The organism is [Micrococcus luteus] ATCC 49442, assembly GCF_010367585.1.
Taxonomy (GTDB): Bacteria; Actinomycetota; Actinomycetes; order Actinomycetales; family Micrococcaceae; genus Arthrobacter; species Arthrobacter luteus_A.
Genome location: NZ_JAAAXP010000001.1, coordinates 4,603,492 through 4,628,435, shown reverse-complemented (window position 1 = coordinate 4,628,435; position 24,944 = coordinate 4,603,492). Strand labels below are relative to the sequence as shown.

Genomic DNA, 24,944 nt, shown 5'->3' with positions numbered 1-24,944 from the left:
GTGTGACTATTACGTTTCGAGCCCCCGTGTTTACTAAGCAGACTGACTTTACCCCAAACGTCTGCTATCGCGCCCGCAACGTGCCGGCAAGCCCTGCCCAGACCGCCGGTACCGCGTCCGCAATCCTCCCGGCAGCGAGCGGTCCCCCTGCCGCAGCGGCCTTGCCTGCCAGGCCGTGGAGGCTGGCACCCAGTGCCGCAATTGCCGCCCAGCGCTCATCCGGGTCGATGCCTGCGTCACGGAAGCGCCCGACGTCGGGCCCCACCTGGGCGAGCAGCGCACCGATGATGCCCGCCAGGACGTCGCCGCTCCCCGCGGTGGCCAGCCACGGCGTGCCGTCGGCCTGGCTGTAGAAGTCCTGGAACGGCGACGCGACCAGGGTGGTGGCGCCCTTGAGCAGGACGGTGGCCTCGGTCAGGGCGGCGGCATGCCGGACGGCGCCCAGGGTGTTGGCCTCCACCGCGGACCGCTCATAGTCAGCGCCAAGCCGATCCAGGAGCGCTGCCAGCTCGCCCGCGTGCGGGGTCAGGACCACCTGCGGCCCCAGGACGTCGGGCAGGGCGGGCAGCGCACCGGCGTCGGCGATCACGGGCAGCCCGGACTCCACGGCGTCATAGGCCCGCCGGAGCTGTTCGGTGTCGCCGGGACCCATACCGGATCCCACCAGCCATGCCTGCACGCGCGTGTCCGCCACCAAGCCGGTACTGCAGACCACTTCCGGGCAGGATTGCCGCACGAGGTCGGCGACCGCGGGCGGGCCGAGGTAGCGGACCATGCCCGCCCCTGCCGCCAGTGCGCCGCGGCAGGCAAGCACGGCCGCGCCGGGGTAATCGGCAGACCCGGCGACGACGCCCAGGACACCGCGGGAGTATTTGTGTGAGCGCCGCCCGGGCCGGGGCAGCAGTTGCCCAAGGTCAGCCGGTTCGAGCCGGCGCAGCGATGGCCAGGGCAGATGTTCCTCGATGCCGATGGGCACCACCTGGACGCGGCCGGCGTGGTCGGCGCCGGGGTCCGCCAGGAGGCCCACCTTGGCCGCCCCGAACGTCACGGTCAGGTCCGCGGACAGCACGGGAGCATGGGCTTCGCCGGTGTCGGCGTCCACGCCGCTGGGGATGTCGCAGGCCACCACAAGCCGGGACGCCCCGGAGTCCAGGCCGGCAACCAGGGCGGCCGCTGCGCCCCGCAGCCCGCCCTGCGCGCCCGTCCCCAGCACAGCATCAATAACGACGTCGGCGCCCGCCACGTGCGCGGCGAGCTCACCGGCGTTCACATCAGTGAGCACATGGACCCGCCCGCCCGCGCGTTCAAAAGCGGCCAGCGCCTCGGGGTGGGCCGCGCCTGCGGTGAGTACCGCCGTCGTGCGCATTCCCCTGGCGGCCAGGAAGGACGCGGCGAAGAGACCGTCTCCGCCGTTGTTGCCCTTGCCGGCGAGGACGGCCACGCTGGCGCCGTACAGGCGCCGGCCGCGGGACCGCAGCTCGTGCACAATGGCGTTGGCGAGGCCGTAGGAGGCGCGCTGCATCAGAACAGCGCCCATGCCGGCGGCCAGGAGCGGCTGTTCGGCCGCCCTGATCTGTGTTCCGGTGTAGGCGCTGATCACAGTGTCAGGTCCCTTCGCGGCTCGGCCGAGGAGCTCTCTTAGCCTTCGGCGATGACCGTGGCGGTGGCGATCCCGCCGTCGTGGCTGATGGACACATGCCAGCGCTTGACGCCCTTGGAGTCAGCCACGGCCAGGACAGTGCCTTTTACCTGGATGGTGGGGCCGTGCTGGTCCAGGCCGATCCAGCAGTCCTGCCAGTTCATGCCGGCCGGTGCACCGAGGACCTTGGCCACGGCTTCTTTGGCCGCGAACCGGGCAGCCAGGGACCGGGTGTTCAGCTCGCGTTCCGCAGGGACGAACAGCCGGTCCCGAAGCCCCGGCGTCCGCTCAAGCTGACGGCCGAACCGCTCAATGTCTACAACGTCTACCCCAATGCCAACAATCATGGCACTACTCTACGGTGACGTCAGCGGTGGCGGGCCATATGACGGAAGCCCCGAGCCTGAGGCTCGGGGCTTCCTTAGTAGAACGAGCGTGGGCCGTTCAGCCCGCGATTACTCTACGGTGACGCTCTTGGCGAGGTTGCGCGGCTGGTCCACGTCGTAGCCCTTGGCCGCGGCCAGTTCGGCGGCGAAGATCTGCAGCGGGACGGTGGTCAGCAGCGGCATCAGCAGCGTCGGGGTCTCGGGGACGTAGAAGACGTACTCGGCATAGGCTTTCACGGCTTCGTCGCCTTCCTCGGCGATGACCAGGGTGCGGGCGCCGCGGGCGCGGACTTCCTGGATGTTGGAGACCACCTTGGCATGCAGCGAGTCGCGGCCGCGCGGGGACGGCACAATCACGAATACCGGCTTGCCTTCCTCGACCAGCGCGATGGGGCCGTGCTTGAGCTCGCCGGCGGCGAAACCTTCGGCGTGGATGTACGCGATTTCCTTGAGCTTCAGCGCGCCTTCGAGGGCTACGGGGTAGCCCACGTGGCGGCCCAGGAACAGGACGGACTGCTCGTTGGCCATGCCTCGGGCCAGTTCGCGGAGCGGGCCTGCGTTGTCGAGGATGGTCTGGATCTTGTCCGGGATTTTGCCCAGGTCAGCCAGGACGTCCTTGATCTGCCCGGAGAAGATGTTGCCGCGCAGCTGGGCCAGATACAGGCCCAGGAGGTAGGCGGCGGTGATCTGCGCCAGGAACGCCTTGGTGGAGGCCACCGCGATCTCCGGGCCTGCGTGCGTGTAGAGCACGGCGTCGGATTCACGGGGAATGGTGGACCCGTTGGTGTTGCAGATGGAGATGGCCTTGGCACCCTGTTCGCGGGCGTACCGGACAGCCATCAGGGTGTCCATGGTTTCGCCGGACTGGCTGATGGAGACCACCAGGGTGTTTTCGTCCAGGATCGGATCGCGGTAGCGGAACTCGTGCGCCAGTTCCACCTCGGTGGGAATCCGGCACCAGTTCTCGATGGCGTACTTTGCCACGGTCCCGGCGTAAGCGGCGGTCCCGCAGGCCAGCACGATGATCTTGTTGACCTTCTTGAGTTCCTCCGGATCGATGCGCAGCTCATCCAGGGTCAGGTTCCCGTTCAGGTCCGAACGGCCAAGCAGGGTCTGGCGGACAGCGTCGGGCTGGTCGTGGATTTCCTTCTCCATGAAGGAGCTGAAGCCGCCCTTAGTAGCGGATTCGGGATCCCAGTCAACGTGGTATTCCTTGCCCTCGGCGGGGGCGCCGAAGAAGTCGGTGATCTCCACCGTGTCGGCGGTGATGGTGACGATCTGGTCCTGGCCCAGCTCTACAGCGCGGCGGGTGTAGTCGATGAAACCGGAGACGTCGGAACCGAGGAAGTTCTCGCCCTCACCCAGGCCAACCACCAGCGGGGAGTTGCGGCGGGCTGCCACCACAACGTCGGGCTGGTCAGCGTGCACGGCGAGGAGGGTGAACGCACCCTCCAGCTGCTGGCAGGCGAGCTGCATCGCGGTGGCCAGGCCGCCGTCGGCGGTGTTGCCGTTAAGTTTGGTGCGGAAGATGTCGCCCAGCAGCACGGCCGCGACCTCGGTGTCCGTTTCGGACGCGAACTCGTAGCCCTTGGCCACCAGGTCCAGCTTGAGTTCGGCGAAATTCTCGATGATGCCGTTGTGGATCAGTGCCAGCTTGCCGCCGTCGGCCAGGTGCGGGTGCGCATTCTGGTCCGTGGGGCCGCCGTGCGTGGCCCAGCGGGTGTGGCCGATACCGGTCAGCGTCTCCGGCAGCGGGTGCGCCTCCAGCTCGGCCCGCAGGTTGCTCAGTTTGCCTGACTTCTTCCGGGACTGGATGGATCCCTCGGAGACCACCGCTACCCCGGCGGAGTCGTAACCCCGGTACTCAAGGCGCCGCAGTCCCTCAAGGACTACATCCAACGCGCTGTGACCGGCATTCCCACGGCCATCAGCATGACCCACATATCCCACAATTCCGCACATGCGCATCAGCTTATCGGCAGCAGGGTTGAGATTTAAACTTGGGGCGCCGCATTTCGCTCTCAGCCGCGCGCGAGGCAGAATCTCTATAGTGACTTTGCAACGCAATGAAGCGAACGGCGAGGGTGTCTCCCCGTTCGTTGAGCTGGACCGTCAGACCTGGTCCCGGCTCGCCGCCCAGATGGAGCAGCCCCTTAACGAAGAGGACATTGTCCGTCTGCGTGGCCTCGGCGATCCCCTGGACATGAAGGAGATCCGCGAGGTCTACCTTCCGCTGTCCCGGCTCCTGCACCTGTATGTGGAGGCTGCAGGCCAGCTGCATTCGGCCACCACCACCTTCCTGGGTGAGAAGACCCAGCGCACGCCGTTTGTTATTGGCGTGGCCGGATCTGTGGCTGTGGGAAAGTCCACAATCGCGCGTGTGCTCCGGGAGATGCTGCGGCGCTGGCCGGGCACACCGAACGTTGAGCTGATCACCACCGACGGCTTCCTTTATCCCCTGGCCGAGCTCAAGCGCCGGCAGCTGCTGGAACGCAAAGGCTTCCCCGAGTCCTACGACCGCCGTGCGCTGCTGCGCTTTGTGAGCGAGGTCAAGGGCGGCGCCGAGGAGGTCCGGGCACCCTGGTACTCGCACGTTACGTACGACATCGTGCCCGAGAAGGAAGTGGTGGTCCGCCGCCCGGATGTTCTCATTGTTGAAGGCCTGAACGTCCTGGCTCCGGCCCGCCCGCGCCAGGACGGCCGGCAGGGCCTGGCGGTGAGCGACTTCTTCGACTTCTCCATCTATGTGGACGCCAAGACGGCCTACATTGAGGAGTGGTACGTGGAGCGGTTCCGGCGGCTCCAGAGCACGGCCTTCGCACAGCCGGAGTCCTACTTCCACCGCTACGCATCGCTCTCCCCCACCGAGGCCGAAAGCACAGCCCGGGACATCTGGAAGCGCATCAACGAGCCGAACCTGGAGGAAAACGTCCTCCCCACCCGCGGCCGCGCCCAGCTGGTGCTGACCAAGGACGCGGACCATTCCATCCGCCGCATGCTCCTGCGGAAGGTTTAACCCAGTGTGCCACAACTGTGTGGCCGGCTCGTCTTCCGGAGCGAGCCGCCGCTCCTTTGCCCGCTTCCTGGCCGCCGGGGCCGGACTGACTGTTTTGGCAGCGTGCACGCCCGAGGCACCCGTGGCCGTGGCGCCGTCGTCGTCCGCCCCCATTCCAACCATTACCTCCGAATACACCACCCCCTCTCCCGCCGCTGCGGAAAGTACGACGGCGGCAGCTGAGCCGCCTGCGCAGGTTCCCGTTCCGCCGTCGGCGGCTGCGTCATTGCCCGGGCAGTTCTCGCTGACGGATCCGGCCAGCCCCTGGGTGGTGGTGAACAAGCACCGCCCGCTCTCGCCGCCGGACTACGCCCCTGCGGACCTGGTCCAGCCCAATGTGCAGCTGGCCGTATCCGGCGAGGCGGCCCTGCTGAACAGCACCACGGCGGCAGCAGCGGAGGCGATGTTCGCCGCCGCGGCGCGGGACGGCGCGGTCATGGTGCTGGCGAGCGGCTACCGCTCGTATGGCACGCAGGTCCTGACGTACAACGGCTATGTTGCGGCCCGCGGCCAGGCGGATGCCGACACGGCCAGCGCCCGGCCGGGCTACTCGGAACACCAGACGGGATGGGCCTTCGACATCGCCGACGGCGGCGGGGCCTGCGGTTTCCAGCCCTGCTTCGCAGACCAGCCGGCCGCCGTCTGGGCGAAGGCAAACGGGCACCGCTTCGGCTTTGTGGTGCGTTACCCGTGGATGTTCCACCCGATCACCGGCTACTACTACGAGCCCTGGCACCTGCGCTACATCGGGGTGGAGGCAGCCACGGACATGGTTGGGCACGGCATCAACACCGTGGAGGAGTACTTCGGGGTGGAAGCGGCGCCGGGGTATTCCTGAAGCGGAGCCCTAGTATTCTCTGGTAGCGGCTGGCTTAGGCCGCAGGCCAGGGGGATAGATGTTTGCGATTGAGGAGCACGATGGGTACAGCGCGTATAACGAGCGGCGCCACGTCATTGATCATGACAGTCAGGCCCGGCTGCAACTGATCAACGGCTCGGCCCAGACGGGCCAGGACCTGTTCCTGCTGACGTGGCAGGGCCGTTCCATCCCCATTGTGACGTTCAGCCAGAACACGGCGGATCGGGAATCCGGCCTGAACCAGGTGCACGTCCATATCAGGGCCGTCGGCGAGAGCAGGTTCGCTTCGAACAGCGAGCTGGCAGCATCGGTACTGTCTCCCGAGGACCAGGTCCTCGCGCACCGCTTGGCCGCCGAGGCCTTGCTCGTGTACGGGGGGTGGTACGACGGGCTTTCGTACCCGGACCGCTTTTTTGTTGTCAGAGACCCCGCTGGCGGTGAGGACGTTTCCTACACGCTGGCCTCCTTCGGGTATAGCGGGGCGTCCAGATTGCCCAACTATCACAGCCAGCTTGAAGCAACGGAAAAGTCCATCCGCCTGCAGGCGGTCGAAGACTCCTGGGGGCTGGAGCTGCCGGACGCAGTCTTCGTTATCGTCCTGCACAACCGAAGGCGCGCCACACTGTCGATGCACCGGCACATGAGACTCTCCGTGCCGGAACTTTTCCCTTGGGTTCGGCCCGCTGAACTGGAGGACCTCGAGACCCGCGCCGACCGTCTCGGGTTCAACTCATCCACGTATGGACAGGCCCACGTCAACGGCGAAAGTGTTGAGTCCGTCCTGAGCCGGATGAGTGTTGACGCGCCTGGCTTCTCAGGCGATACCTACCGCCGGGCTCTGGCCCATGGAACGTTGATGATTTTGCGCAACAGGGATAACGAGGAGCGGCGCCGCAAGGAACTTATCGAATCAGCCCGTTCGGCTAATCTCCTGGACGGCGTGTTCGCCCTTCTGTATTTCAACTGGCGATTCTCCAAAGCACAGTTCCTGGGTGCCATCCCTATCCATGAAACCCTTGGTGATCTTCACTCCCGCGCGGATCTCGATGACGCGATAGCCAGGGCCGGGAAGCTCATTCAGGCCGGCGGCCGGTACGCGTGGACACCGGTAGAATCTGAGGAACAGGTGCGGAGGCTGATGACGGACCACCCCGGCTTCAGCGTCCGCTGCGTGCACGATGCCCTCAGCTGGGGCTATCAGCAGAACCGATGACGCCCAAGCGAGGACCATTGCACATTCAGGCTTTGACTGGGACAGATTGCACGAGAAGAAGAAAGCCGCGGGCGTCCAGCCAACGACGTTCCCGTCGCCCGCGAACCGTGGTGCTACCGTGAACCATCGCAGACCAATGGGGGACATCATGCAGAAAACTTTTGTCGCGGTTTTTTCCGCCGCCCTGGCAGCACTTGCCCTGTCAGGCTGTGGCGGTCAGCAACCGGCCCAGGACGTGGTCAGCTATCAGCCAACGGGCGGCCTACCGTCGGCGGCGACATCGCTGTTGCCCTCGACCTCGACCTCGGTAAGCCCCTCGGTCGATCCACCGGTCCGGATGCCGATCACGGGGCTGCCGTCCCCGCAGTTCTGTGAGGCCGGCGAGAAGTACCTGGTGAAGTTTCAGGACCTACCTCGGGTGCAACTCCCGGCAGGATCAACCTCACTGTCGGCGCCCAGCATGTGCGTGTACACGGCAGTCACTGGTGACCTCACCGCGGCTCCCACCGCCACTCTTGCCGGAGGGGACCTGTCGGGTGACAGCGACGAGCTGCCAATGTTCAAACGACTCTGCGCAAACGACAAGGAGCTCGTGCCGGGCGGCGTCACAATCGAATCGGAATGGGTTCTGTCCCGTGGATGGTCCGGATGGACTGCGACGAAGGACGGGGCTCAGCAGGCAATGCTTTGCACGGACACTCACGGCTACAGCGCCTCGCTGTTGAACGTCCCGGGATCCACGCCCGAAGAGGCGCTGAATACGATCCTGGCAGCCATCGACTGAAACCGACCCGCTCAATCATCGTGACCCGAGCAGGCTTAGTCCCCGACACGCCCGCAGGAATTTACAGGGTGGTCATGTGAGGCTCATCTTGCTGCATTAGCGTGGCTTCTATGTTGACAGGATTCAAGAATTTCATCATGAAGGGCAACGTCGTAGACCTTGCTGTCGCCGTCGTGATGGGTGCCGCTTTCGGCGCCGTCGTGACCTCAATCGTCGAGGGCCTGCTCACGCCGTTGATCGGCCGTCTGTTCAGTGCCAAGGGCATTGCAGAAATGCAGTGGGAGGGATTCATGTATGGATCCGTTATCTCCTCCATCATTTCGTTTCTGCTGGTGGCCGCCGCCATCTACTTCGTGGTCATCATGCCCATGAATCACATGATCGAGCTCCGCAACCGCCGGCTCGGCATCAACCACGATGTCAAGGAAGAGGCAGCGGAGGATCCGCAGATCGCCCTGCTTACCGAAATCCGCGATTCGCTGCGGGACCGGGCACGCTAGGTTCTCCGGTCCCAAACAATTGTGGCCCGCTTCCTCACGGAGGCGGGCCACAGTTGTTTAAGGCTTGGATCAGTCAGTGACGAGTTCGAGGGCAAGCTCGGTGCGGACCACCTGGGCGAGCCGCTCGGCGATGGACTCAGCAGTGGCTTCGTCGCCTGCCTCCACCATGACACGGACCACGGGCTCTGTACCTGACGGGCGGAGCAGGACGCGGCCGGTTTCGCCCAGTTCGGATTCGGCCACGGTGACAGCCTGTGCGAGAGCCGCGGACCTGTTCACGCGGGTCCGATCAACGCCCTTGACGTTGATGAGGACCTGCGGGAGCTTGGTCATCACGGTGGCCAGTTCCTTGAGAGTTTTGCCGGTCAGGGCAATCTGTGCGGCCAACTGCAGGCCGGTGAGGACGCCGTCGCCGGTTGTGGCGTAATCGGCGAAGATCACGTGGCCGGACTGTTCGCCGCCGAGGTTGTAGCCGCCGTCGCGCATGCTCTCCAGGACGTAGCGGTCCCCTACTGCCGTTTCGCGGATGCTAATGCCTGCCTCGCGGAGCGCGATCTTGAGGCCGAGGTTGCTCATGACGGTGGCGACAAGGACGTCGTCCACGAGTTTGCCCGACGCTTTGAGGGCAACGGCCAGGATCGCCATGATCTGGTCGCCGTCCACCTCGTTGCCTTCGTGGTCCACTGCAAGGCAGCGGTCGGCGTCGCCATCGTGGGCGATACCCAGGTCCGCACCGTGTTCGACCACGGCGGCCTTGAGCTGACCCAGGTGTGTGGACCCGACGCCGTCGTTGATGTTGTGGCCGTCGGGGTCCGCGCCGATGACGACCACGTCCGCGCCGGCGTCCTTGAAGACCTGGGGTGAGCAGCCGCTGGCGGCGCCGTGGGCGCAGTCCAAGACCACTTTGAGGCCGTCCAGGCGGTGCGGCAGGGTGCCGAGCAGGTGGACGACGTAGCGGTCCTCGGCGTCTGAGAAGCGCTGGATGCGGCCCACGTCGGCGCCGACAGGCCGGACGGGCTCCTTGCCCATCTGTTCCTCGATGGCGTCTTCAACCTCATCAGGGAGCTTTTGGCCGCCGCGGGCGAAGAACTTGATGCCGTTATCGGGCGCCGGGTTGTGCGACGCGGAGATCATAACGCCGAAGTCGGCATCAAGATCGGCCACAAGGTAGGCCGCGGCCGGTGTCGGGAGCACCCCGGCGTCGTAGACATCGATGCCGGAGCTGGAGAGCCCGGCCTCAACGGCCGCGGCGATGAACTCGCCGCTGGCGCGGGGGTCACGCGCAACCACGGCGCGGGGCCGGGTGCCATTGGTGTTGCGGTCATGACCCAGCACGACGGCGGCTGCCTGGGCGAGCTGCATGGCAAGCTCCGCCGTCAACAGGCCGTTAGCCAGGCCCCGGACTCCATCTGTTCCAAATAATCTAGACATCGGGGTCAAGTCTAGGGGATACGGAGTTCCGGGTTTGAAACGACTGGTCAGGCGGCCTGCGAACTCGTCATGAAATGCGAACTTAACGGCAGAAGCCCGCCCCGCCAATAGCGGAACGGGCTTCTGTGCAAGCGGATTTAGCGCTTGGAGTACTGCTGAGCCTTGCGGGCCTTCTTGAGACCAGCCTTCTTGCGCTCGATGATGCGTGCGTCACGACGCAGGTAACCGGCCTTCTTCAGGGTGGCGCGGTTGTTGTCGACGTCGATCTCGTTCAGTGAACGGGCGATGCCGAGACGCAGTGCGCCGGCCTGGCCGGAGATGCCGCCGCCATGAATACGGGCGATGACGTCGTAGGCGCCTTCGAGATCAAGGATCTTGAAGGGCTCGTTGACGTCCTGCTGGTGCAGCTTGTTCGGGAAGTAGTTGTCCAGCGCACGGCCGTTGATGGTCCACTTGCCGGAACCCGGTACAACGCGGACGCGTGCAACAGCTTCCTTGCGGCGGCCAACAGCTGCGCCGGCAACGGTCAGGGCCGGGCGCTCCTTCTTCGGCGCAGCAGCTTCAGCAGCTCCGCTTTCAGAGGTGTAGCTGGTCAGGGTTTCCTCAGCCTCAACGGCTTCGGTGGTCTCTTCGTTCTGAGCCACGATTCTCCTTGTATAGATAAGTTGTTTGGTGGCCAGGACTACTGGGCGACCTGGGTAATTTCGAAAGTCTTGGGCTGCTGGGCGGCATGGGGGTGCTCTGCACCGCGGTACACCTTCAGCTTGCCCAGCTGCTGTGCAGCGAGTGAGTTCTTGGGGAGCATGCCCTTGATGGCCTTCTCAACGGCGCGGACCGGGTTGGACTCCAGGAGTTCCGCGTAGTTGACGGAGGTCAGGCCGCCCGGGTAACCGGAGTGGCGGTATGCGCGCTTCTGCTCCAGCTTGGCGCCGGTCAGGGCTACCTTTTCAGCGTTGATGATGATGACGAAGTCGCCCATGTCCATGTGGGATGCAAAGGTGGCCTTGTGCTTGCCGCGCAGCAGGATTGCGGTCTGGCTGGCAAGACGACCAAGGACAACGTCTGTGGCGTCAATGACGTGCCACTGGCGGTTGATATCGCCGGGCTTCGGGGTGTACGTACGCACGGTTTTTGCCTCGTTCTTGTTCTGGCGTTCTTGTTTAGGTGTCACTCAAACGTGTGCACCTACTATCTATGCGCTACCGGAACAGAGGTGAGGGCTCTATGTAACCAGTCATCCAGAAGTCTCGAATGTGCTCGTTGAGTAGTCATCCTGCAACCGGATTCTCAAGCGGGCACGCATCATCGAGAAAGGACACGCACAACGACTACCAATGTTAGCTTGAACTCGGCCCCAGGGTCAAAATGGGTGAGCCGGACTGCCTTCACCACGCGCCGGCCCGATTCAAGCAGGGGGACTCGATGACTTCTTTGGGCTACGCCGGTTCAACGGTGCCGCTGTTTGTGGCCGGGTTCGGACTCCTGGGACTCATTCTCTCACCCATAGCTGAGTTGCTGATCGCCAGGCTCCTCCCCCGGATCGGCGGACTGCCCGTCACGCGTACAAGGATTACGACGGCGGTGATCACCGGCGCGCTTTGCGCCGCCTTCGCTTGGCGCTTCGGATTCGACGCAGCTTTGCCGGCCTTCGTACTCCTCGCCATTATTGGCGTGCAGCTGGCGCGAATTGATATGTCGCTGCATTTGCTGCCGAACCCCCTGGTTTTTTCCCTGTTAGCAGGTGGCCTCCTTTGCCTTCTGGTCGCGGTCTTTGGTGGATTGCAGTGGCCGGACGTGCTCCGAGCAGCCGCCAGCGGAGCGATTCTCTTCGTCATCTACCTGATTCTGGCGATTATTTCCCCCGCCGGCATGGGAATGGGCGACGTCAAATTCGCGGCACCCATCGGTCTTTACTTGGGCTACCTAGGGTGGAGCCATTTGCTGTACGGCGGCCTGCTGGGATTCATCCTGAATGGGGCCGTCACGGTCGTCATCCTGCGCAACAACCGCTCAGAACGTACCTCTGAGGTGCCTCACGGGCCGTCCATGCTTGCGGCCGCAGCCGGCGTTGCGCTCTTTCTGGCCTAGGCCCGCGACGCCCCGTCAGCACCGCTAGCGATCACATACGCGGCCACGTCCGAGTAGTGGCCTGCGTACACATTGCCCTCTTGCGAGTACTCCAAGTTCTATTTCGAGTACGCCGTTGAAATGATCCGGAAAAAGTCGGGTACCTCTACGCATTGTTGCCAAAAGCCCCGACTGACAATCTCTTCTTAGCGAAGTCCAGCAACCGCTAGGAAATATGGGGGCAGCTGGAAATTCGTTGGAATCAATTCAAATCCATTTCACCGAATTAAAGGAAAATACAATGACTTCTCTTATGGTCTCCATGATGGCTTTTGTCGCCGGCGTCAAGGATCGTCTCTCCTCCGAAAAGGGTGCAACGATGGTGGAGTACGGCCTTATGGTGGCCCTCATCGCTGTCGTGGTGGCAGTTGGAGCCGGCTTCCTCGGCGGCGCAGTGGACGGCCTTTTCGACGACGTCACCACCTCGCTCGGTGGAGAAACCGAGTAATTCCGAACCACTGCCGGCTCCGGCGCTGGTCATTAACCCGCGCCGGAGTCGGCCCACCTCTTATTCCACCCGGCCGGCAAGTGTTCCGCTGGGATACAAGGCCCTGGGAGATCTTCTTGAAACGGAAACAGAAAGAGCGCGGTGCAGTAGCCGTTGAGATGGCAATCGTCCTCCCTCTACTGCTCTTGATTCTTATCGGCACGATGGAGTTTGGCCGGGTTTTTAACGTCCAAAATTCATTAACCCAGGCAGCACGCGAAGGCGCAAGGCATGCTGCCATCAACTACAACAAGGACGCCCTCGATGTTGAGGGCACAGCGCTAGGAGCAGCCCCAACTCTAGAGGATCTGGGCGTCACCGTTGACGACAACGCAAGCGCCTGCGGACCAAACCTGGACGTGGAGGTATCGACCAGCGTGGAGCTTGGTTCGCTTTCTGGGTTCCTCGATGCCGGCTGGTTCGGCTCACCCGGCATCTTTCCAATGACACTCACAGGTGTAGGAGTAATGAGATGCGGCGGTTGAAAATGCATACAGTGCGGGCTGCAGAACCAGCCGAGCCGGAGGAGGACCGCGAGCGAGGTGCCACGGCGGTAGTTGTGGCGTTCGCTCTGGTCGCGCTACTCGGCTTCGCAGCGTTGGCAGTCGACGTCGGCGCAATGTATGCCGAAAAGGCTCAACTGCAGACCGGCGCTGACGCCACAGCCCTGGCTATTGCAGGGGACTGCGCCAAAGGCATTGACTGCTCGGTCGCGATGGCCACCGAAGGGAATCTACTCGCCGGTGATAACACCACCGACGGATCAGCCGGCGTTTTCTCGGTGACTCAACCGAATACCAACACCGTCCGTGTTGAAACCAATTCTCAGGCGGCAGGCTCCACTGAGGACAGCTTTGAGCTGTTCTTTGCACGGGTATTAGGCAATGAAAACGCCGTTATCCATGCTGTGGCTGAAGCTACGTGGGGAACGCCGACAAAGGCGACCACTCTTCCGTGGACCGTCAGCGAATGCGTCTTCCAGTCAGTGCTGACACCGACTCAGCTTCACTCGTTGAATACGACAGGCAGCTTCGAGGGCTATCCCACAGACACCCACATTTTGCTTCGCTACGACGAAAACACGCCGACCTACCCAGGTTGCGCTGCCCAAAATGGGTACCGCCCGGGCGGCTTTGGATGGCTCGAGACAAACACCGATTGTTCGACAGACATAGATCTCTCCGCCACCGTAGATGGTCAGCCAGGCAATCACTTTCCGAACGACGCTGGAAAAGTCAAAGCATGCGATGCGTTGAAGGACACCATTATGGATGAGCCCGCGCTAATTCCCCTCTTTGACTCAAACACGGGTAACGGCGATAACACGGTCTATTCACTCATCGGATTCGCTGCCTTTCAAGTGACGGGTTTCAAGTTCAGCGGCAGCATAGAGCACTTCGACCCTGAAGCTCCAAAATGTTTGGACGACAAAGACAAAGTGGATAAAAATTGTCGATTCCTGCAAGGATATTTTACCCGCTTTGTCTCCCTTGAAGAGGGAATGTCATTGAGTACCGGAGCAAACCACGGCGGTTCTGCCGTTCGGCTATCCAAGTAGCGCAGGGCGACTCGGACCAATAAGACAAGATCAACGCGAAGGAGCAAACTGAAGTGAAATCACGCCTACTGGGAGGCATTGCGGCACTGTTGTTGGCAATCATCGGAACTGTGATGCTCGTAGTTTACGTACAGGGAGCCGACAATCGAGCAGCGCAAGGGCTTGAACCCGTAAATGTGCTAATCGTCAAGAAACCCGTGCCCGCCGGCACCAAAGCAGAAGTCCTCAACGAATATCTCGAACTGCAGGCCATTCCGAAGGCGGCTGTGCCGGAAGGAGCCCTTGAGCGCCTAAACGATCAGCTGGGGAAGGTCACTACCGTGGCCTTGGAACCAGGGGAACAACTTCTGGCCACCAGGCTCGTGGACCCCAAGGAGCTTTTGCCGGGAACTGTGCCAGTACCTGATGGTCTGGAAGAAGTTACATTCCTCCTTTCGCCCGAACGTATCCTGGGCGGCCGCATTGAGGCTGGCGATACGGTGACGGTATACACCTCGTTCAAGTCCCAGGACGACATGCCAGCCAGCGCTCCTGTTCCTGAAGAGGTCAAAGGCTGGAAACAGTCCACTGGGCTGCTATTCCATGACGTCCTAGTGACAGCTGTGCAGAAGGCTGCCCCTGACACCAAAAAGTCCGGGACCAGTAGCGGCTCCGAAGGCTCGGATGCCGGCATTGAAATGCCGAACGGGTCCGCCTTCATAACCGTTGCGCGTAATGATGCCGACGCTGCCAAGATGATCTACGGTGCCGAGTTTGGCACCATTTGGCTGGCCAAACAGACGGATACCACAACGAAGAGTGACCCTCCGGTCACTACCTTTGGAGGGCTGTACTGATGAGTCGGTTTGTTGCCATTACGGCAGTTCGGGACTTTGAGAGCCGCGTGCGGCAGGCAATCGCCGGTGCGCTGCATGGAGAACTGCAGACCTTGTCCCCCGAAGTCCTGGCTGGTGGCCCGGACGACGTCTTCCGGCAGCTCAATGGGGCACCGCCGGAAGTGCTAATTCTCGGCCCCGGCGTAGCTCCCGAAGATGCATTGAAGCTCGCGACAGTATTTGACCTTCAATACCCGGAAATCAGCCTGTTACTCATAGCTGACCCCGCGCCCGAACTTATCCTCCGTGCCATGCAGTCAGGTATCAGGGATGTAGTTACTCCGGAAATCGTAGTCAATGACATTCGCATACTTCTCGAGCGCGCATGCCTCGCATCTGCAAGTCGCCGCAGAGGCATGGCACCGGCTGCTGAGTCGGGGCATGAACGTGGCCGCGTCATCGCGGTCATGTCCCCAAAAGGGGGTGTGGGAAAAACCACTGTGGCAACGAACTTGGCCATTGGGCTCGGAAAAGTAGCTCCGATGGGAGTTGTCATAGTCGACCTGGACCTGCAATTCGGGGACGTAGCTTCGGGACTCATGCTAGAGCCCGAGCACTGCATCACTGAAGCCGTACACGGCACCGCGTCCCAGGACTCAATGGTCCTCAAAGCATTTCTTACCGTGCATCCGGCCGGCATTTATGCACTCTGCGCTCCACGAACCCCTGCTGAATCGGATTACATTACAGCCGACCATGTAAGCAGACTCCTCAACCAGTTGGCGGGGGAATTCAAGTACGTCATCGTCGACACAGCCCCCGGTCTTGGCGAACACGTTCTGGCCACCCTCGAACAGGCTACGGACGGTGTCTGGGTGTGCGGTATGGACGTGCCGAGCGTCCGCGGCCTCCGCAAGAGCCTCAGTGTCTTGAAGGAACTGCAGCTGTTGCCGCAGGGCAGGCATACGGTCCTGAACTTCGCGGACCGCAAGAGCGGACTCTCGGTGGAAGATGTCGAAGCCACTATCAGAGTCCCAATCGATGCGGTGATTCCCCGTTCACGGACGCTTCCGTTTTCTACGAACCGCGGTATACCGGTCCTGCAGAGCAACGCAAGGGACTCCGCCTCCAAGGGCCTTAAAAAGCTGGTGGACCGCTTCGACCCGCTTTGGGTGTCATCCAGCCAGAACAAACTTCACCGAAGGGTGGTTGTATCGTGAGACTCTCAGATCGGCTCTCCAAGTCAAACGGCGTCCCTGCTTCCGCTGCCACTAAGGAAGTCTCCACGGCTGCAGCGGGCGAATCGCGGTCCTTCCAGAAGTCTGTAGAATTGCCGGCGGCGCCTGCGCGCACACCGATTGGATCACCGTTAGCCTCCCTGAAGGGGACACCGCCGCCTGCGGTGGATGCTCTGGCAGGTCTAAAGCAGCGAGCTGCCCTTGCCCTGTTCGACCGGATGGGAACACGTTTCGGCGATTCTTCAGCCTCGGAAGAAGAGCTACGGGCACATGCCGTAGACGAGCTGTCAGCGGTAATCGACGAAGAACAAGTTCCTCTGTCGCCCGAAGAGAGGCGCCGCCTTATCCGTGAAATTGCGGACGAGGTCATGGGATTCGGACCGCTCCAGCGGCTCCTGGAAGATCCTTCCGTTACGGAGATTATGGTCAACCGCTTTGACCAGATCTACATTGAGCGAAATGGTCACCTCACCTTGACGGGTTCGCAATTCAGCTCGGATGACCATCTGAGGAAAGTCATCGAACGCATCGTGTCCAAGGTAGGCCGCCGGATCGACGAATCATCGCCACTTGTGGATGCGCGCCTGGAGGACGGCTCCCGAGTAAACGCAATCATTCCGCCCTTGGCCGTAAACGGACCATCGCTCACCATCCGCAAGTTCAGCCATGTGCCTCTGACCGTGCGGAATCTCATCGACTGGGGTTCGATCACTGTAGAAATGGCGGAACTTCTCAGTGCATGCGTAAAGGCGCGACTCAACATCATCGTTTCCGGTGGAACGGGCACAGGAAAAACCACCCTCCTGAATGTCCTCTCTTCCTTCATTCCGGAAGACGATCGAATCGTGACCATTGAGGATGCCGTCGAGCTACAACTCCAGCAGGAGCACGTGGTCCGGTTGGAAAGCCGTCCACCAAATATAGAGGGGAAGGGCGCAATCGGCATTCGCGAGCTTGTCCGCAACTCACTGCGCATGCGCCCGGACCGAATCATCGTGGGTGAGGTTCGGAGCGGCGAATCCTTGGACATGCTGCAGGCCATGAACACGGGCCACGATGGCTCCCTTTCAACTGTGCATGCCAACTCTCCTCGGGACGCAGTCGCACGCCTCGAGACCCTGGTGCTGATGGCAGGGATGGATCTGCCTCTTCGTGCTATCCGCGAACAAGTGTCGTCAGCGGTGGACCTGATCATCCAGGTCACTAGACTTCGCGATGGAAGCCGCCGCGTGACACACGTTACGGAAGTGCAGGGAATGGAGGGGGAGATCGTCACCCTCCAAGACGTCTTCGTCTTCGACTACGCAGCTGGAATGGATGCTCAAGGGAGATTCGTGGGCAAACCCATATCAACTGGGATACGTCCGCGGTTCCTGGACCGCTTTTCAGAACTCGGGATCGTGGTTTCACCTGCCGTGTTTGGTGGAGCTATGAATCCACAAGGAAGGCGATAGGCCGTGGAAACTCCCGCAATTCTCATGCTGGCAGTCGTGCTTTGCTTCGGCGCACTTCTACTGCTGCTGCTCGTAGTTCTTAAACCGCGCTACGGGGCGATCCCGGTCGATCGCAGGAGGCCGCAGACGGATCCGACACAAACGTCATTCAGCAGAGTTTCACAGTCGGTCGTCGACGGCATGGGCGGATTCCTAGGAAAATCAGGGGGGCCGTTCAACCGGAACTTGCTATATAACGCTGGCCTAAAAATGGGGCCGGCTGATTTCACTGTTCTCGTAGCTGTCGTAGCTTTCTTGGCAGGATTGCTAGGAACACTGCTGTCCAACCCCATATTAGGTGTCCTCATCGGTGCGGCTACGCCATTTGCAGTGCGGTTCATTCTAAGCGTTCGCACCGACAAACGCCGCGGCAAGTTCGAAGCCCAACTGATCGATACGATCCAAATGCTCATTGGCGGACTGAGGGCAGGACACAGCGTCATGCGTTCAATGGAGGCTGCTGGGCTGGAATCTGAGGCGCCTACGTCAGAGGAATTGACGCGAATCGTTAACGAAAGCAGGATCGGCAAAGACATCGGGCAAGCCTTGGACGAAACCGCGGAGCGAATGGACAGCGAGGACTTTCGCTGGATCGGGCAAGCCATTCAAATAAACAGGGAAGTCGGTGGTGATCTCGCAGAAGTGCTGCAACAGGTGGCCGAAACCATTCGTGAACGCACCGAGATCAAAGGCCAGGTGCGCTCACTGAGCGCAGAGGGCAAGATGTCGGCAATTGTCCTGATGGTCATGCCAATCGCAGTGGCGGTCATGCTTTCCTTCGTCAACCCGGGATACATGAGCGTCTTTGTCGACGAGCCCTTAGGCAACGTGATGGTCGCGGCCAGTGTGGTCATGTTCGTCCTCGGCGGATTCTGGATGAGTCGCACCGTAAAGATCAAGTTCTAGGAGGACCCTCATGACTCCCATCGCTTGGGTCGTAATCGCGGCCATCGTGCTTCCACTCGCGTACTTCACCTGGGTTCTTGTCACGCTGGACCGACGCGGAGCGCTTGCTGTGCAGACCAATCTCGGCCAGGGATTCGCCCAAAATGGGGCGACTGCTGCAACGCGTCCTCCCCTGATGCTCGGATTCGCCAAACGGCTCACTCCTGGCAGTTATGAAGCAAAACTGGATGGTTGGCTTTCGCTGGCGGGCCGCCCCGTGTCCATGCCACTGGAGAAACTGATCATCGCGAAGCCAATTCTTGCGCTGCTTGGAGCCGCGCTAGGGATAGTTGTATTCCGAAACACGCCCTCGCTGCAGAGTGTGGGCATCGGCATTGTTGTCACAATACTCGGATACTTCGTTCCTGATCTCTTGGTTTACAACAAGGGAATCAAACGACAAGCAGCCATAGAACTTGAACTGCCAAATGCCTTAGACCAAATGCTGATCTCGGTGGAGGCCGGACTCGGCTTCGAAGCGGCCATGGCCAGGGCCGGCCAGTACGGCAAGGGACCTCTGGCCGAGGAGCTGATGCGGACCCTCCAGGACATGCAAGTGGGGCGACCTAGACAGGAGGCCTACCAGTCACTGGCTGACCGGTCTTCGGTGGCGGAATTGCGCAGTTTTGTTCGAGCTGTAGTGCAAGCGGATAAGTATGGCATTGGGCTCGCACGTGTCCTTCGTACTCAAGCCAAACAGGCAAGAGTGAAGCGCCGCCAACGGGCCGAGGAAAAGGCGATGAAACTCCCCGTAAAAGTGCTCTTCCCACTTTTGACTTTCATATTCCCAGTGCTATTCATAGTTCTTCTCGGACCTGCCGCTATCAATATCATGAACACATTGCTCTAAATCCATCATGGCGCCATCGTCGCCCCAAGAACCGGACCCCCTCGGCACCCAGAACCGAGGGGGTCCGCTTGTGTGCTCGGACGCTTCCAATTCCAAGGTTTGGCACTAGATTCACCACGGAATTGCGCAGCATAGCCCATCGACAGCGAGCCTTTGCGCAGGATGTTGCAAGATTCCATCAACCTCGAATCAAGGGTTGTTAGCTTCGTTTTAGAGCTGGTGCAGGGCCAGCTTCCCACTCGCTCAGGAGTCTTCGATGCTTTCTCTATACACCAACCTCACGACCCGCCTCCAGCGCAATGAAAAGGGGGCCACCGCCGTCGAATACGGCATCATGGTCGCACTCATCGCGGTCGTCATCATCGTCGCTGTCACCCTCCTTGGCACGACCCTTAGCGATACGTTCAACAATATCCAGTGCAATGTTGGAGGCAAGGGCGACTATATCCCAGCGGCAGGGGATGTAGATGGCGCCTGCACTAATCCGTAAGTTGCCTGCCTGATGGCCTCAGGTGTAAAGCGACTACAAGGCCCAAGGGGTGGCGGCGGCAATCTGCCGCCGCCCTTTTTTGCAAATGTTAACGACTTCTTCCATCGAGAGGCGCAGACCAATGTCCAGGGCATCCGAGCGCGGAGCCGTTGCGGTCGAGTTCGCGATCGTGGCGCCCGTCCTTGTCATGCTGCTGCTGGGCATCATGGAGTTCAGCCGCGCCTATAACGCGCAGGCTTCGCTTGCAGCGGCCGCCCGTGAGGGCGTCCGCGTCATGGCCATCACAGGCAAGGCAGATGTCGCAAAGACGGCGGCGAAAAACGCAGCCGTCTCACTTAGACCGGCGCTGCAGGACACGAATATCAGATTCGGCACCCCGTGCCCGGTCACCGCCGCTGCAGGCTCAAGTCCGCAGATCACCGTAACCATCACGTACAGCCTTGCCACCATGACCGGCATCGCCGGTCCGTTTACCATGACCGGCAAGGGAGCAATGCTGTGCGGCGGCTAAAAAAGGATCGCAGCCACGACAGCGAACGCGGCGCAGTCAGCATCATCGTCGCTTTCATGCTGGTGGCGCTGCTCGCGTTCGGGGCCATCGCCGTGGATGTGAGCATGATGTACGCGGAGCGGACCCAGCTTCGCAACGGCGCCGATGCGGCCGCGTTGGCAATCGCCCAAAAGTGCGCAAAGAGCGTCACCAATCCGGACTGCTCGCCAACATCATCCCTGGCCGCGGGGCTGGCCAATGGCAACGCTGTCGACGGCCTTAGCAACGTCCAGTCCGCCGTCCTCAACACATCTACCCGGACAGTGACGGTTACGGCTTCCGCTCAAGAGGCCGGCCACTCCCCCAACGAAGTGTCCTTATTCTTCGCCCGTGCCCTAGGAATGAATACGGCCGAGGTCACCGCCCCCGCGACCGTCAAGTGGGGCAGCCCGGAGAAGGGGCCCACACCCTTCCCCATCACAGTCTCGGTTTGTCAGGTTCGAGACAGGACCGACGTGATGCAGCTTCTTCAATTGCACGGAAAGAACGCCAACCCGGACTGCAACTACGGACCATCAGGCGCCGCGGTGGAAGGCGGGTTCGGTGAACTGAAACAGGATCCCGGCCAATGCGGTGCACTCATCGACATCGCCGCCAGCACGGCCGGCGGCGACACCGGCAACAACGCGCCGCCCAACTGCGCGACCACGCTGAACGGCTGGGCCGCGGACATGAACGCCGGCAAGGATGTCATCCTCCTGCTCCCGATCTTCAACAAGGTGACCGGCACAGGAACAAACGCCGTTTTCGGTCTGACCACCTTTGCCGCGTTCAAAGTGGCCGGGTGGAAAGTTGGCAGCACGGGGCTTCCCTATACGTTCCGCAACAGATCACCCGATGTTCCCTCAACCCTCGAGTGCCGCGAGCCATGCCGCGGCATCATCGGAACCTTCGTCAAGTACGTTTCCTTGGCCAACGGTTATGTCCTGGGTCCCATCAACCCGGACGGCGCCACCGTCGTGGCGCTCAGCAGCTAGCCCGGAACATTCCGCTTTTCAATACGCACAGGAGCAGTCAGTGAAGTCACGTTTGTTGGCAGGAGTGGTGGCAGTCCTGTTGGCCATCGCTGGCGCGGTCATCGTCGTGTCGTACGCGCAGGGCGCGGACCAGCGGGCGGTCAGCGGCCTGGAGCCGGTAGGGGTCCTGGTGGTCAGCAAGGCCGTACCTGCGGGCTCATCGGTTGACACGGTGAAGGCAGCGGTGGCTCTGCAGCAACTGCCGGGCACCGCCGTCGCCAAAACAGCTTTGAACACCTTGGACGGCGCCACCGGAAAGGTAGCCGCCGCAGACCTGGTGCCCGGAGAGCAGCTGCTGGCCGAACGCCTCGTCTCCCCCGAAGAGCTGAAGGCCTCCGGCTCGGTATCCGTGCCGGCAGGACTTCAGGAAGTCACCTTCCAGCTCGAACCGCAGCGCGTTGTGGGCGGCCGCCTGGCACCCGGGGACACCGTGGGCATCTTCATCTCCATGCCTAACGGCGGGATGGAGGAAAAGCCGGATAAGGAAACCGTCCAACTCTCCATCCACAAGGCGCTGGTCACCGCCGTCCAGCGAGCGCCGGAAGGCGCCACGGCAAAGCCGGCACCGACGGCCATAGAAGAGGCCCAGCCCGACCCCCGGGACGTGAACCTTCCCACCGGGATGCTGATGGTTACGGTGGCGGTCAACGACGTGAACTCGAGCAAGATCGTGTTCGCTGCGGAGTATGCATCCATCTGGCTCAGCAGGGAACCCCTGGACGCCAAGGACAACGGACCCCGCGTGATGACCCGGCAGGACCTCTACAAATGAGCCGCTTCGTCCTCATTACCCCCGACGCCGGCTTCGACTCCCGCCTCCGCCAGGCCGTGGCCGGCGGACTCCAGGGCGGCGTGCAGACCTTCTTCACCAGCCTGCTCCCAGCCGACCCGCACCAGCTCTTCGCCAGCCTGGACCAGGAGCAGCCGGAGGTCCTGGTGCTCGGACCTGGAGTGCCTCTGGACGAGGCACTCCGCTTCGCCACCGTCCTGAGCGTCGGCTTCCCCGAACTCAGTGTCATTGTGGCCGCCGAACCGGAGCCCACCTTTCTCCTGCACGCCATGCGCGCGGGCATCAAGGACATCGTCGCCCCCGAATCCGACGTTGCCCAGTTGCGGGTCCTCCTGGAACGGGCAAGCCAGTCCTTCGCCAGCCGCTACCGCCCCCTTGCGCCACAGCAGGCAGCCGAAAACAACAACGGCCTGGTGATCGGGGTCTTCTCGCCGAAGGGCGGGGTGGGCAAAACTACCCTGGCCACCAACATCGCCGTCGGGCTGGGGAAGATTGCCCCGATGAGCGTGGTCATCGTGGACCTTGACCTCCAGTTCGGGGACGTCGCATCGGGCCTGTACCTGGACCCCGAGCACACGGTGACTGACGCCGTATCTCCCGCCGCCAGCCAGGATTCCCTGGTCCTCAAGGCCTTCCTCACGGTGCACCCCGGCGGAATATATGCGCTCTGCGCTCCCCCAACACCGGTTGATGCAGATGAAATCACCCCGGACCAGATCACCCGGCTGCTTGATCAGCTGTCAGCGCAGTTCCAGTATGTGGTAGTGGACACCGCCCCCGGACTGCCTGAGATCGGGCTTGCAGCCATGGAAAAGTGCACGGATGTGGTCTGGGTCAGCGGCATGGACATCCCCAGCGTGCGGGGCCTGCGCTCCGGCCTGGACATTCTGCGCCAGTTGAACATCGCTCCCGAAACCCGTCACGTTGTGCTGAACATGGCGGACCCGAAAATCGGCCTCACCGTCCAGGACCTGGAATCCACCATCGGGGCGCCCATCGATGTGAGCATCCCGCGTTCCCGCGCCGTGGCTTTGTCCACAAACCGCGGGATTCCGGTGCTGCAGGAACCAGTCAAGGACCCTGCAGTCAAAGGGCTCAACCAGCTGGTCGAGCGGTTCAATCCCGTGTGGCGGGCCAAATCCCAGCGCAAACTGCACCGAAGGGTAGTGGTCTAGATGAAACTTTCAGAGCGCATCAGCGCCGCCCAGGCGGTAGCCCAGCCACCCGCCGCCAAGGCTTCAGCCCCGACGCTTGAGGTGCCACGCCCTGAGGTTCCCGCCCAGCGCGTGCAGTGGTATGAACAGCCCGCGGAAAAGCGGACGACGGCGGCTCCTCCTGCCGCTGTTGCCGCCCCCGCGCAGGCACTCCCGGAAGAGACGCGGCCGAAGACCCAGCAACCCGTGGACGCCTTTGCGGCCCTGAAGGAGCGCGCCGCGACGGCACTCTTCGAGCATCTCGGTGCCCGGTTTAACGATTCGGCCATTACCGAGCAGGAACTCAAATCCTCTGCCCGTGATGAACTCATCCGGATCATCGATGCTGAACAGGTGCCGCTCTCCCCCGAGGAACGCACCCGGCTGGTCCAGGACGTGGCGGACGACGTCCTTGGATACGGCCCGCTCCAGCGGCTGCTTGACGATCCCGCCGTCACTGAAATCATGGTCAACCGCATGGACCAGATCTACGTGGAGCGCAAAGGGCACCTGACGCTCGCGGAATCCCGGTTCAGCTCCGAGGAGCACCTGCGCAAAGTCATCGAGCGCATCGTATCCAAGGTGGGCCGCCGCATTGACGAGTCCTCTCCCCTGGTGGATGCCCGCCTCGAAGACGGCTCCCGCGTCAACGCTGTGATCCCTCCGCTGGCAGTGGGCGGGTCCTCGCTGACCATCCGTAAATTCAGCAAAGTCCCGCTGACAGTCCGGAATCTCATCGATTTCGGCACACTTACACCGGAAATGGCCGAGCTGCTCAATGCTTGCGTCAAAGCCAAACTCAACATCATTGTGTCCGGCGGTACCGGTACCGGGAAGACCACACTCCTAAACGTCCTGTCCTCGTTCCTGCCCGCAAACGAACGCATCGTCACCATCGAAGACGCAGTGGAACTCCAGATCCAGCAGGACCACGTGGTCCGGCTGGAGAGCCGCCCGCCCAATACTGAGGGCAAGGGCGAAGTGACCATCCGGGAACTGCTCAGGAACTCGCTGCGTATGCGCCCGGACCGCATCGTGGTGGGTGAGGTCCGCGGCGGCGAATCACTGGACATGCTGCAGGCCATGAACACCGGTCACGACGGGTCACTGTCCACCGTGCACTCCAACTCTCCCCGCGATGCCGTGGCCCGTCTGGAGACCCTTGTCCTCATGGCCGGCATGGACCTGCCGCTGCGCGCCATCAGGGAACAGATCGCGTCCGCAGTCAACCTCATCGTCCAGATCTCCCGTCTTCGGGACGGCTCCCGCCGCATCACCCACGTCACCGAGGTCCAGGGCATGGAAGGGGACATCGTCACCCTGCAGGACGCCTTTGTGTTCGACTACTCCGCCGGCGTTGACCAGCATGGACGCTTCCTGGGCAAACCCGTCGCCACGGGCATCCGGCCGCGGTTCATTGACCGTTTCGAAGACCTTGGGATCCACGTGTCTCCCTCCGTGTTTGCCACCCCGGTTGGCTCGGCTCCGGCCGGAGCGGACCCCATGGGCAGCGGAAAGGTTTAGG

General features: G+C 62.1%; 26 protein-coding genes. 20 read left to right on the top strand and 6 right to left on the bottom strand.

The window, feature by feature from the left end; all coding sequences use genetic code 11:
• Positions 1 to 64 precede the first annotated feature (64 nt).
• The 3 genes from GUV69_RS21150 to glmS form a co-directional block, all read right to left on the bottom strand.
• A complete protein-coding gene (locus tag GUV69_RS21150) occupies positions 65 to 1,600 on the bottom strand; it encodes an NAD(P)H-hydrate epimerase (protein WP_164205975.1) in 1,536 nt (511 codons plus the stop codon).
• A gap of 38 nt (positions 1,601 to 1,638) precedes the next feature.
• Positions 1,639 to 1,986: a holo-ACP synthase gene (locus tag GUV69_RS21145; protein WP_164205973.1), complete on the bottom strand. Its 348-nt coding sequence runs from the start codon at positions 1,984 to 1,986 to the stop codon at positions 1,639 to 1,641.
• 108 nt (positions 1,987 to 2,094) lie between these two features.
• Positions 2,095 to 3,987: a glutamine--fructose-6-phosphate transaminase (isomerizing) gene (glmS, locus tag GUV69_RS21140; RefSeq protein ID WP_164205971.1), complete on the bottom strand. Its 1,893-nt coding sequence runs from the start codon at positions 3,985 to 3,987 to the stop codon at positions 2,095 to 2,097.
• An 88-nt stretch (positions 3,988 to 4,075) separates the two neighbouring features.
• Here glmS and coaA point away from each other — a divergent pair, with 88 nt between their 5' ends.
• The 5 genes from coaA to mscL all read left to right on the top strand — a co-directional run bounded on the left by coaA (position 4,076) and on the right by mscL (position 8,436).
• Entirely contained in the window at positions 4,076 to 5,041 is a 966-nt protein-coding gene (coaA, locus tag GUV69_RS21135; RefSeq protein WP_164205969.1) for a type I pantothenate kinase, read from the top strand.
• A 4-nt stretch (positions 5,042 to 5,045) separates the two neighbouring features.
• The gene (locus GUV69_RS21130; RefSeq protein WP_164205966.1) at positions 5,046 to 5,918 is read left to right on the top strand and encodes a M15 family metallopeptidase; all 873 of its coding nucleotides are present in this window, start codon (positions 5,046 to 5,048) and stop codon (positions 5,916 to 5,918) included.
• Between the two features lie 58 nt (positions 5,919 to 5,976).
• Positions 5,977 to 7,152 (top strand): hypothetical protein, encoded by a 1,176-nt coding sequence (locus GUV69_RS21125; RefSeq protein WP_164205964.1) that lies wholly within the window; start codon positions 5,977 to 5,979, stop codon positions 7,150 to 7,152.
• A gap of 148 nt (positions 7,153 to 7,300) precedes the next feature.
• Entirely contained in the window at positions 7,301 to 7,936 is a 636-nt protein-coding gene (locus tag GUV69_RS21120) for a hypothetical protein (protein ID WP_164205961.1), read from the top strand.
• Positions 7,937 to 8,046: 110 nt separating this feature from the next.
• Complete coding sequence (gene mscL / locus GUV69_RS21115) at positions 8,047 to 8,436, top strand: large conductance mechanosensitive channel protein MscL (RefSeq protein ID WP_164205959.1); 390 nt, start codon at positions 8,047 to 8,049, stop codon at positions 8,434 to 8,436.
• A gap of 69 nt (positions 8,437 to 8,505) precedes the next feature.
• Here mscL and glmM read toward each other — a convergent pair whose 3' ends face one another.
• The 3 genes from glmM to rplM all read right to left on the bottom strand — a co-directional run bounded on the left by glmM (position 8,506) and on the right by rplM (position 10,993).
• Entirely contained in the window at positions 8,506 to 9,867 is a 1,362-nt protein-coding gene (gene glmM / locus GUV69_RS21110; RefSeq protein ID WP_164205957.1) for a phosphoglucosamine mutase, read from the bottom strand.
• Positions 9,868 to 10,004: 137 nt separating this feature from the next.
• Positions 10,005 to 10,511 carry a 30S ribosomal protein S9 gene (gene rpsI / locus GUV69_RS21105; protein WP_164205955.1) on the bottom strand — a complete coding sequence of 169 codons (507 nt, stop codon included), beginning with the start codon at positions 10,509 to 10,511 and terminating at the stop codon, positions 10,005 to 10,007.
• A 38-nt stretch (positions 10,512 to 10,549) separates the two neighbouring features.
• Positions 10,550 to 10,993, bottom strand: a complete 444-nt coding sequence (gene rplM, locus GUV69_RS21100) for a 50S ribosomal protein L13 (RefSeq protein ID WP_015937805.1) — start codon at positions 10,991 to 10,993, stop codon at positions 10,550 to 10,552.
• A gap of 296 nt (positions 10,994 to 11,289) precedes the next feature.
• Here rplM and GUV69_RS21095 point away from each other — a divergent pair, with 296 nt between their 5' ends.
• The 15 genes from GUV69_RS21095 to GUV69_RS21025 all read left to right on the top strand — a co-directional run bounded on the left by GUV69_RS21095 (position 11,290) and on the right by GUV69_RS21025 (position 24,943).
• Positions 11,290 to 11,955, top strand: coding sequence for a prepilin peptidase (locus tag GUV69_RS21095; RefSeq protein WP_164205953.1), 666 nt, complete (start codon positions 11,290 to 11,292; stop codon positions 11,953 to 11,955).
• 280 nt (positions 11,956 to 12,235) lie between these two features.
• A complete protein-coding gene (locus GUV69_RS21090) occupies positions 12,236 to 12,442 on the top strand; it encodes a Flp family type IVb pilin (RefSeq protein WP_167525105.1) in 207 nt (68 codons plus the stop codon).
• 116 nt (positions 12,443 to 12,558) lie between these two features.
• Positions 12,559 to 12,966 (top strand): TadE/TadG family type IV pilus assembly protein, encoded by a 408-nt coding sequence (locus GUV69_RS21085; RefSeq protein WP_164205951.1) that lies wholly within the window; start codon positions 12,559 to 12,561, stop codon positions 12,964 to 12,966.
• A 2-nt stretch (positions 12,967 to 12,968) separates the two neighbouring features.
• Complete coding sequence (locus GUV69_RS21080; protein ID WP_431197135.1) at positions 12,969 to 14,039, top strand: pilus assembly protein TadG-related protein; 1,071 nt, start codon at positions 12,969 to 12,971, stop codon at positions 14,037 to 14,039.
• A 53-nt stretch (positions 14,040 to 14,092) separates the two neighbouring features.
• Positions 14,093 to 14,875 (top strand): Flp pilus assembly protein CpaB, encoded by a 783-nt coding sequence (gene cpaB, locus GUV69_RS21075; protein WP_164205946.1) that lies wholly within the window; start codon positions 14,093 to 14,095, stop codon positions 14,873 to 14,875.
• On the top strand, positions 14,875 to 16,074 hold the full coding sequence (locus GUV69_RS21070; protein WP_164205945.1) for a CpaE/TadZ family protein: 1,200 nt from the start codon (positions 14,875 to 14,877) through the stop codon (positions 16,072 to 16,074). The genes cpaB (GUV69_RS21075) and GUV69_RS21070 overlap by 1 nt, the downstream gene beginning before the upstream one ends.
• Positions 16,075 to 16,232: 158 nt before the next feature.
• A complete protein-coding gene (locus tag GUV69_RS21065) occupies positions 16,233 to 17,546 on the top strand; it encodes a TadA family conjugal transfer-associated ATPase (RefSeq protein ID WP_431197134.1) in 1,314 nt (437 codons plus the stop codon).
• Between the two features lie 3 nt (positions 17,547 to 17,549).
• Positions 17,550 to 18,491 carry a type II secretion system F family protein gene (locus tag GUV69_RS21060; RefSeq protein WP_164205941.1) on the top strand — a complete coding sequence of 314 codons (942 nt, stop codon included), beginning with the start codon at positions 17,550 to 17,552 and terminating at the stop codon, positions 18,489 to 18,491.
• Between the two features lie 10 nt (positions 18,492 to 18,501).
• Positions 18,502 to 19,380: a type II secretion system F family protein gene (locus tag GUV69_RS21055; RefSeq protein ID WP_164205939.1), complete on the top strand. Its 879-nt coding sequence runs from the start codon at positions 18,502 to 18,504 to the stop codon at positions 19,378 to 19,380.
• A gap of 256 nt (positions 19,381 to 19,636) precedes the next feature.
• The gene (locus GUV69_RS21050) at positions 19,637 to 19,870 is read left to right on the top strand and encodes a Flp family type IVb pilin (protein ID WP_164205937.1); all 234 of its coding nucleotides are present in this window, start codon (positions 19,637 to 19,639) and stop codon (positions 19,868 to 19,870) included.
• 121 nt (positions 19,871 to 19,991) lie between these two features.
• The gene (locus GUV69_RS21045) at positions 19,992 to 20,381 is read left to right on the top strand and encodes a TadE/TadG family type IV pilus assembly protein (protein ID WP_164205935.1); all 390 of its coding nucleotides are present in this window, start codon (positions 19,992 to 19,994) and stop codon (positions 20,379 to 20,381) included.
• Complete coding sequence (locus GUV69_RS21040; protein ID WP_164205933.1) at positions 20,369 to 21,397, top strand: pilus assembly protein TadG-related protein; 1,029 nt, start codon at positions 20,369 to 20,371, stop codon at positions 21,395 to 21,397. Before GUV69_RS21045 ends, GUV69_RS21040 begins: the two co-directional genes overlap by 13 nt.
• 40 nt (positions 21,398 to 21,437) lie before the next feature.
• Positions 21,438 to 22,208 carry a Flp pilus assembly protein CpaB gene (cpaB, locus tag GUV69_RS21035; protein ID WP_164205931.1) on the top strand — a complete coding sequence of 257 codons (771 nt, stop codon included), beginning with the start codon at positions 21,438 to 21,440 and terminating at the stop codon, positions 22,206 to 22,208.
• Positions 22,205 to 23,401, top strand: coding sequence for a CpaE/TadZ family protein (locus tag GUV69_RS21030; protein WP_164205929.1), 1,197 nt, complete (start codon positions 22,205 to 22,207; stop codon positions 23,399 to 23,401). The genes cpaB (GUV69_RS21035) and GUV69_RS21030 overlap by 4 nt, the downstream gene beginning before the upstream one ends.
• Complete coding sequence (locus tag GUV69_RS21025) at positions 23,402 to 24,943, top strand: TadA family conjugal transfer-associated ATPase (RefSeq protein WP_164205927.1); 1,542 nt, start codon at positions 23,402 to 23,404, stop codon at positions 24,941 to 24,943.
• Position 24,944 lies beyond the last annotated feature (1 nt).

What these genes read in the sequence shown, in the direction of transcription:
- GUV69_RS21145 (WP_164205973.1), bottom strand. Translation starts at nt 1,986, where the DNA reads ATGATTGTTGGCATTGGGGTAGACGTTGTAGACATTGAGCGGTTCGGC.
- glmS (WP_164205971.1), bottom strand. Translation starts at nt 3,987, where the DNA reads ATGTGCGGAATTGTGGGATATGTGGGTCATGCTGATGGCCGTGGGAAT.
- GUV69_RS21125 (WP_164205964.1), top strand. Translation starts at nt 5,977, where the DNA reads ATGTTTGCGATTGAGGAGCACGATGGGTACAGCGCGTATAACGAGCGG.
- GUV69_RS21120 (WP_164205961.1), top strand. Translation starts at nt 7,301, where the DNA reads ATGCAGAAAACTTTTGTCGCGGTTTTTTCCGCCGCCCTGGCAGCACTT.
- mscL (WP_164205959.1), top strand. Translation starts at nt 8,047, where the DNA reads ATGTTGACAGGATTCAAGAATTTCATCATGAAGGGCAACGTCGTAGAC.
- glmM (WP_164205957.1), bottom strand. Translation starts at nt 9,867, where the DNA reads ATGTCTAGATTATTTGGAACAGATGGAGTCCGGGGCCTGGCTAACGGC.
- GUV69_RS21095 (WP_164205953.1), top strand. Translation starts at nt 11,290, where the DNA reads ATGACTTCTTTGGGCTACGCCGGTTCAACGGTGCCGCTGTTTGTGGCC.
- GUV69_RS21090 (WP_167525105.1), top strand. Translation starts at nt 12,236, where the DNA reads ATGACTTCTCTTATGGTCTCCATGATGGCTTTTGTCGCCGGCGTCAAG.
- GUV69_RS21080 (WP_431197135.1), top strand. Translation starts at nt 12,969, where the DNA reads ATGCATACAGTGCGGGCTGCAGAACCAGCCGAGCCGGAGGAGGACCGC.
- GUV69_RS21070 (WP_164205945.1), top strand. Translation starts at nt 14,875, where the DNA reads ATGAGTCGGTTTGTTGCCATTACGGCAGTTCGGGACTTTGAGAGCCGC.
- GUV69_RS21055 (WP_164205939.1), top strand. Translation starts at nt 18,502, where the DNA reads ATGACTCCCATCGCTTGGGTCGTAATCGCGGCCATCGTGCTTCCACTC.
- GUV69_RS21050 (WP_164205937.1), top strand. Translation starts at nt 19,637, where the DNA reads ATGCTTTCTCTATACACCAACCTCACGACCCGCCTCCAGCGCAATGAA.
- GUV69_RS21045 (WP_164205935.1), top strand. Translation starts at nt 19,992, where the DNA reads ATGTCCAGGGCATCCGAGCGCGGAGCCGTTGCGGTCGAGTTCGCGATC.
- GUV69_RS21030 (WP_164205929.1), top strand. Translation starts at nt 22,205, where the DNA reads ATGAGCCGCTTCGTCCTCATTACCCCCGACGCCGGCTTCGACTCCCGC.
- GUV69_RS21025 (WP_164205927.1), top strand. Translation starts at nt 23,402, where the DNA reads ATGAAACTTTCAGAGCGCATCAGCGCCGCCCAGGCGGTAGCCCAGCCA.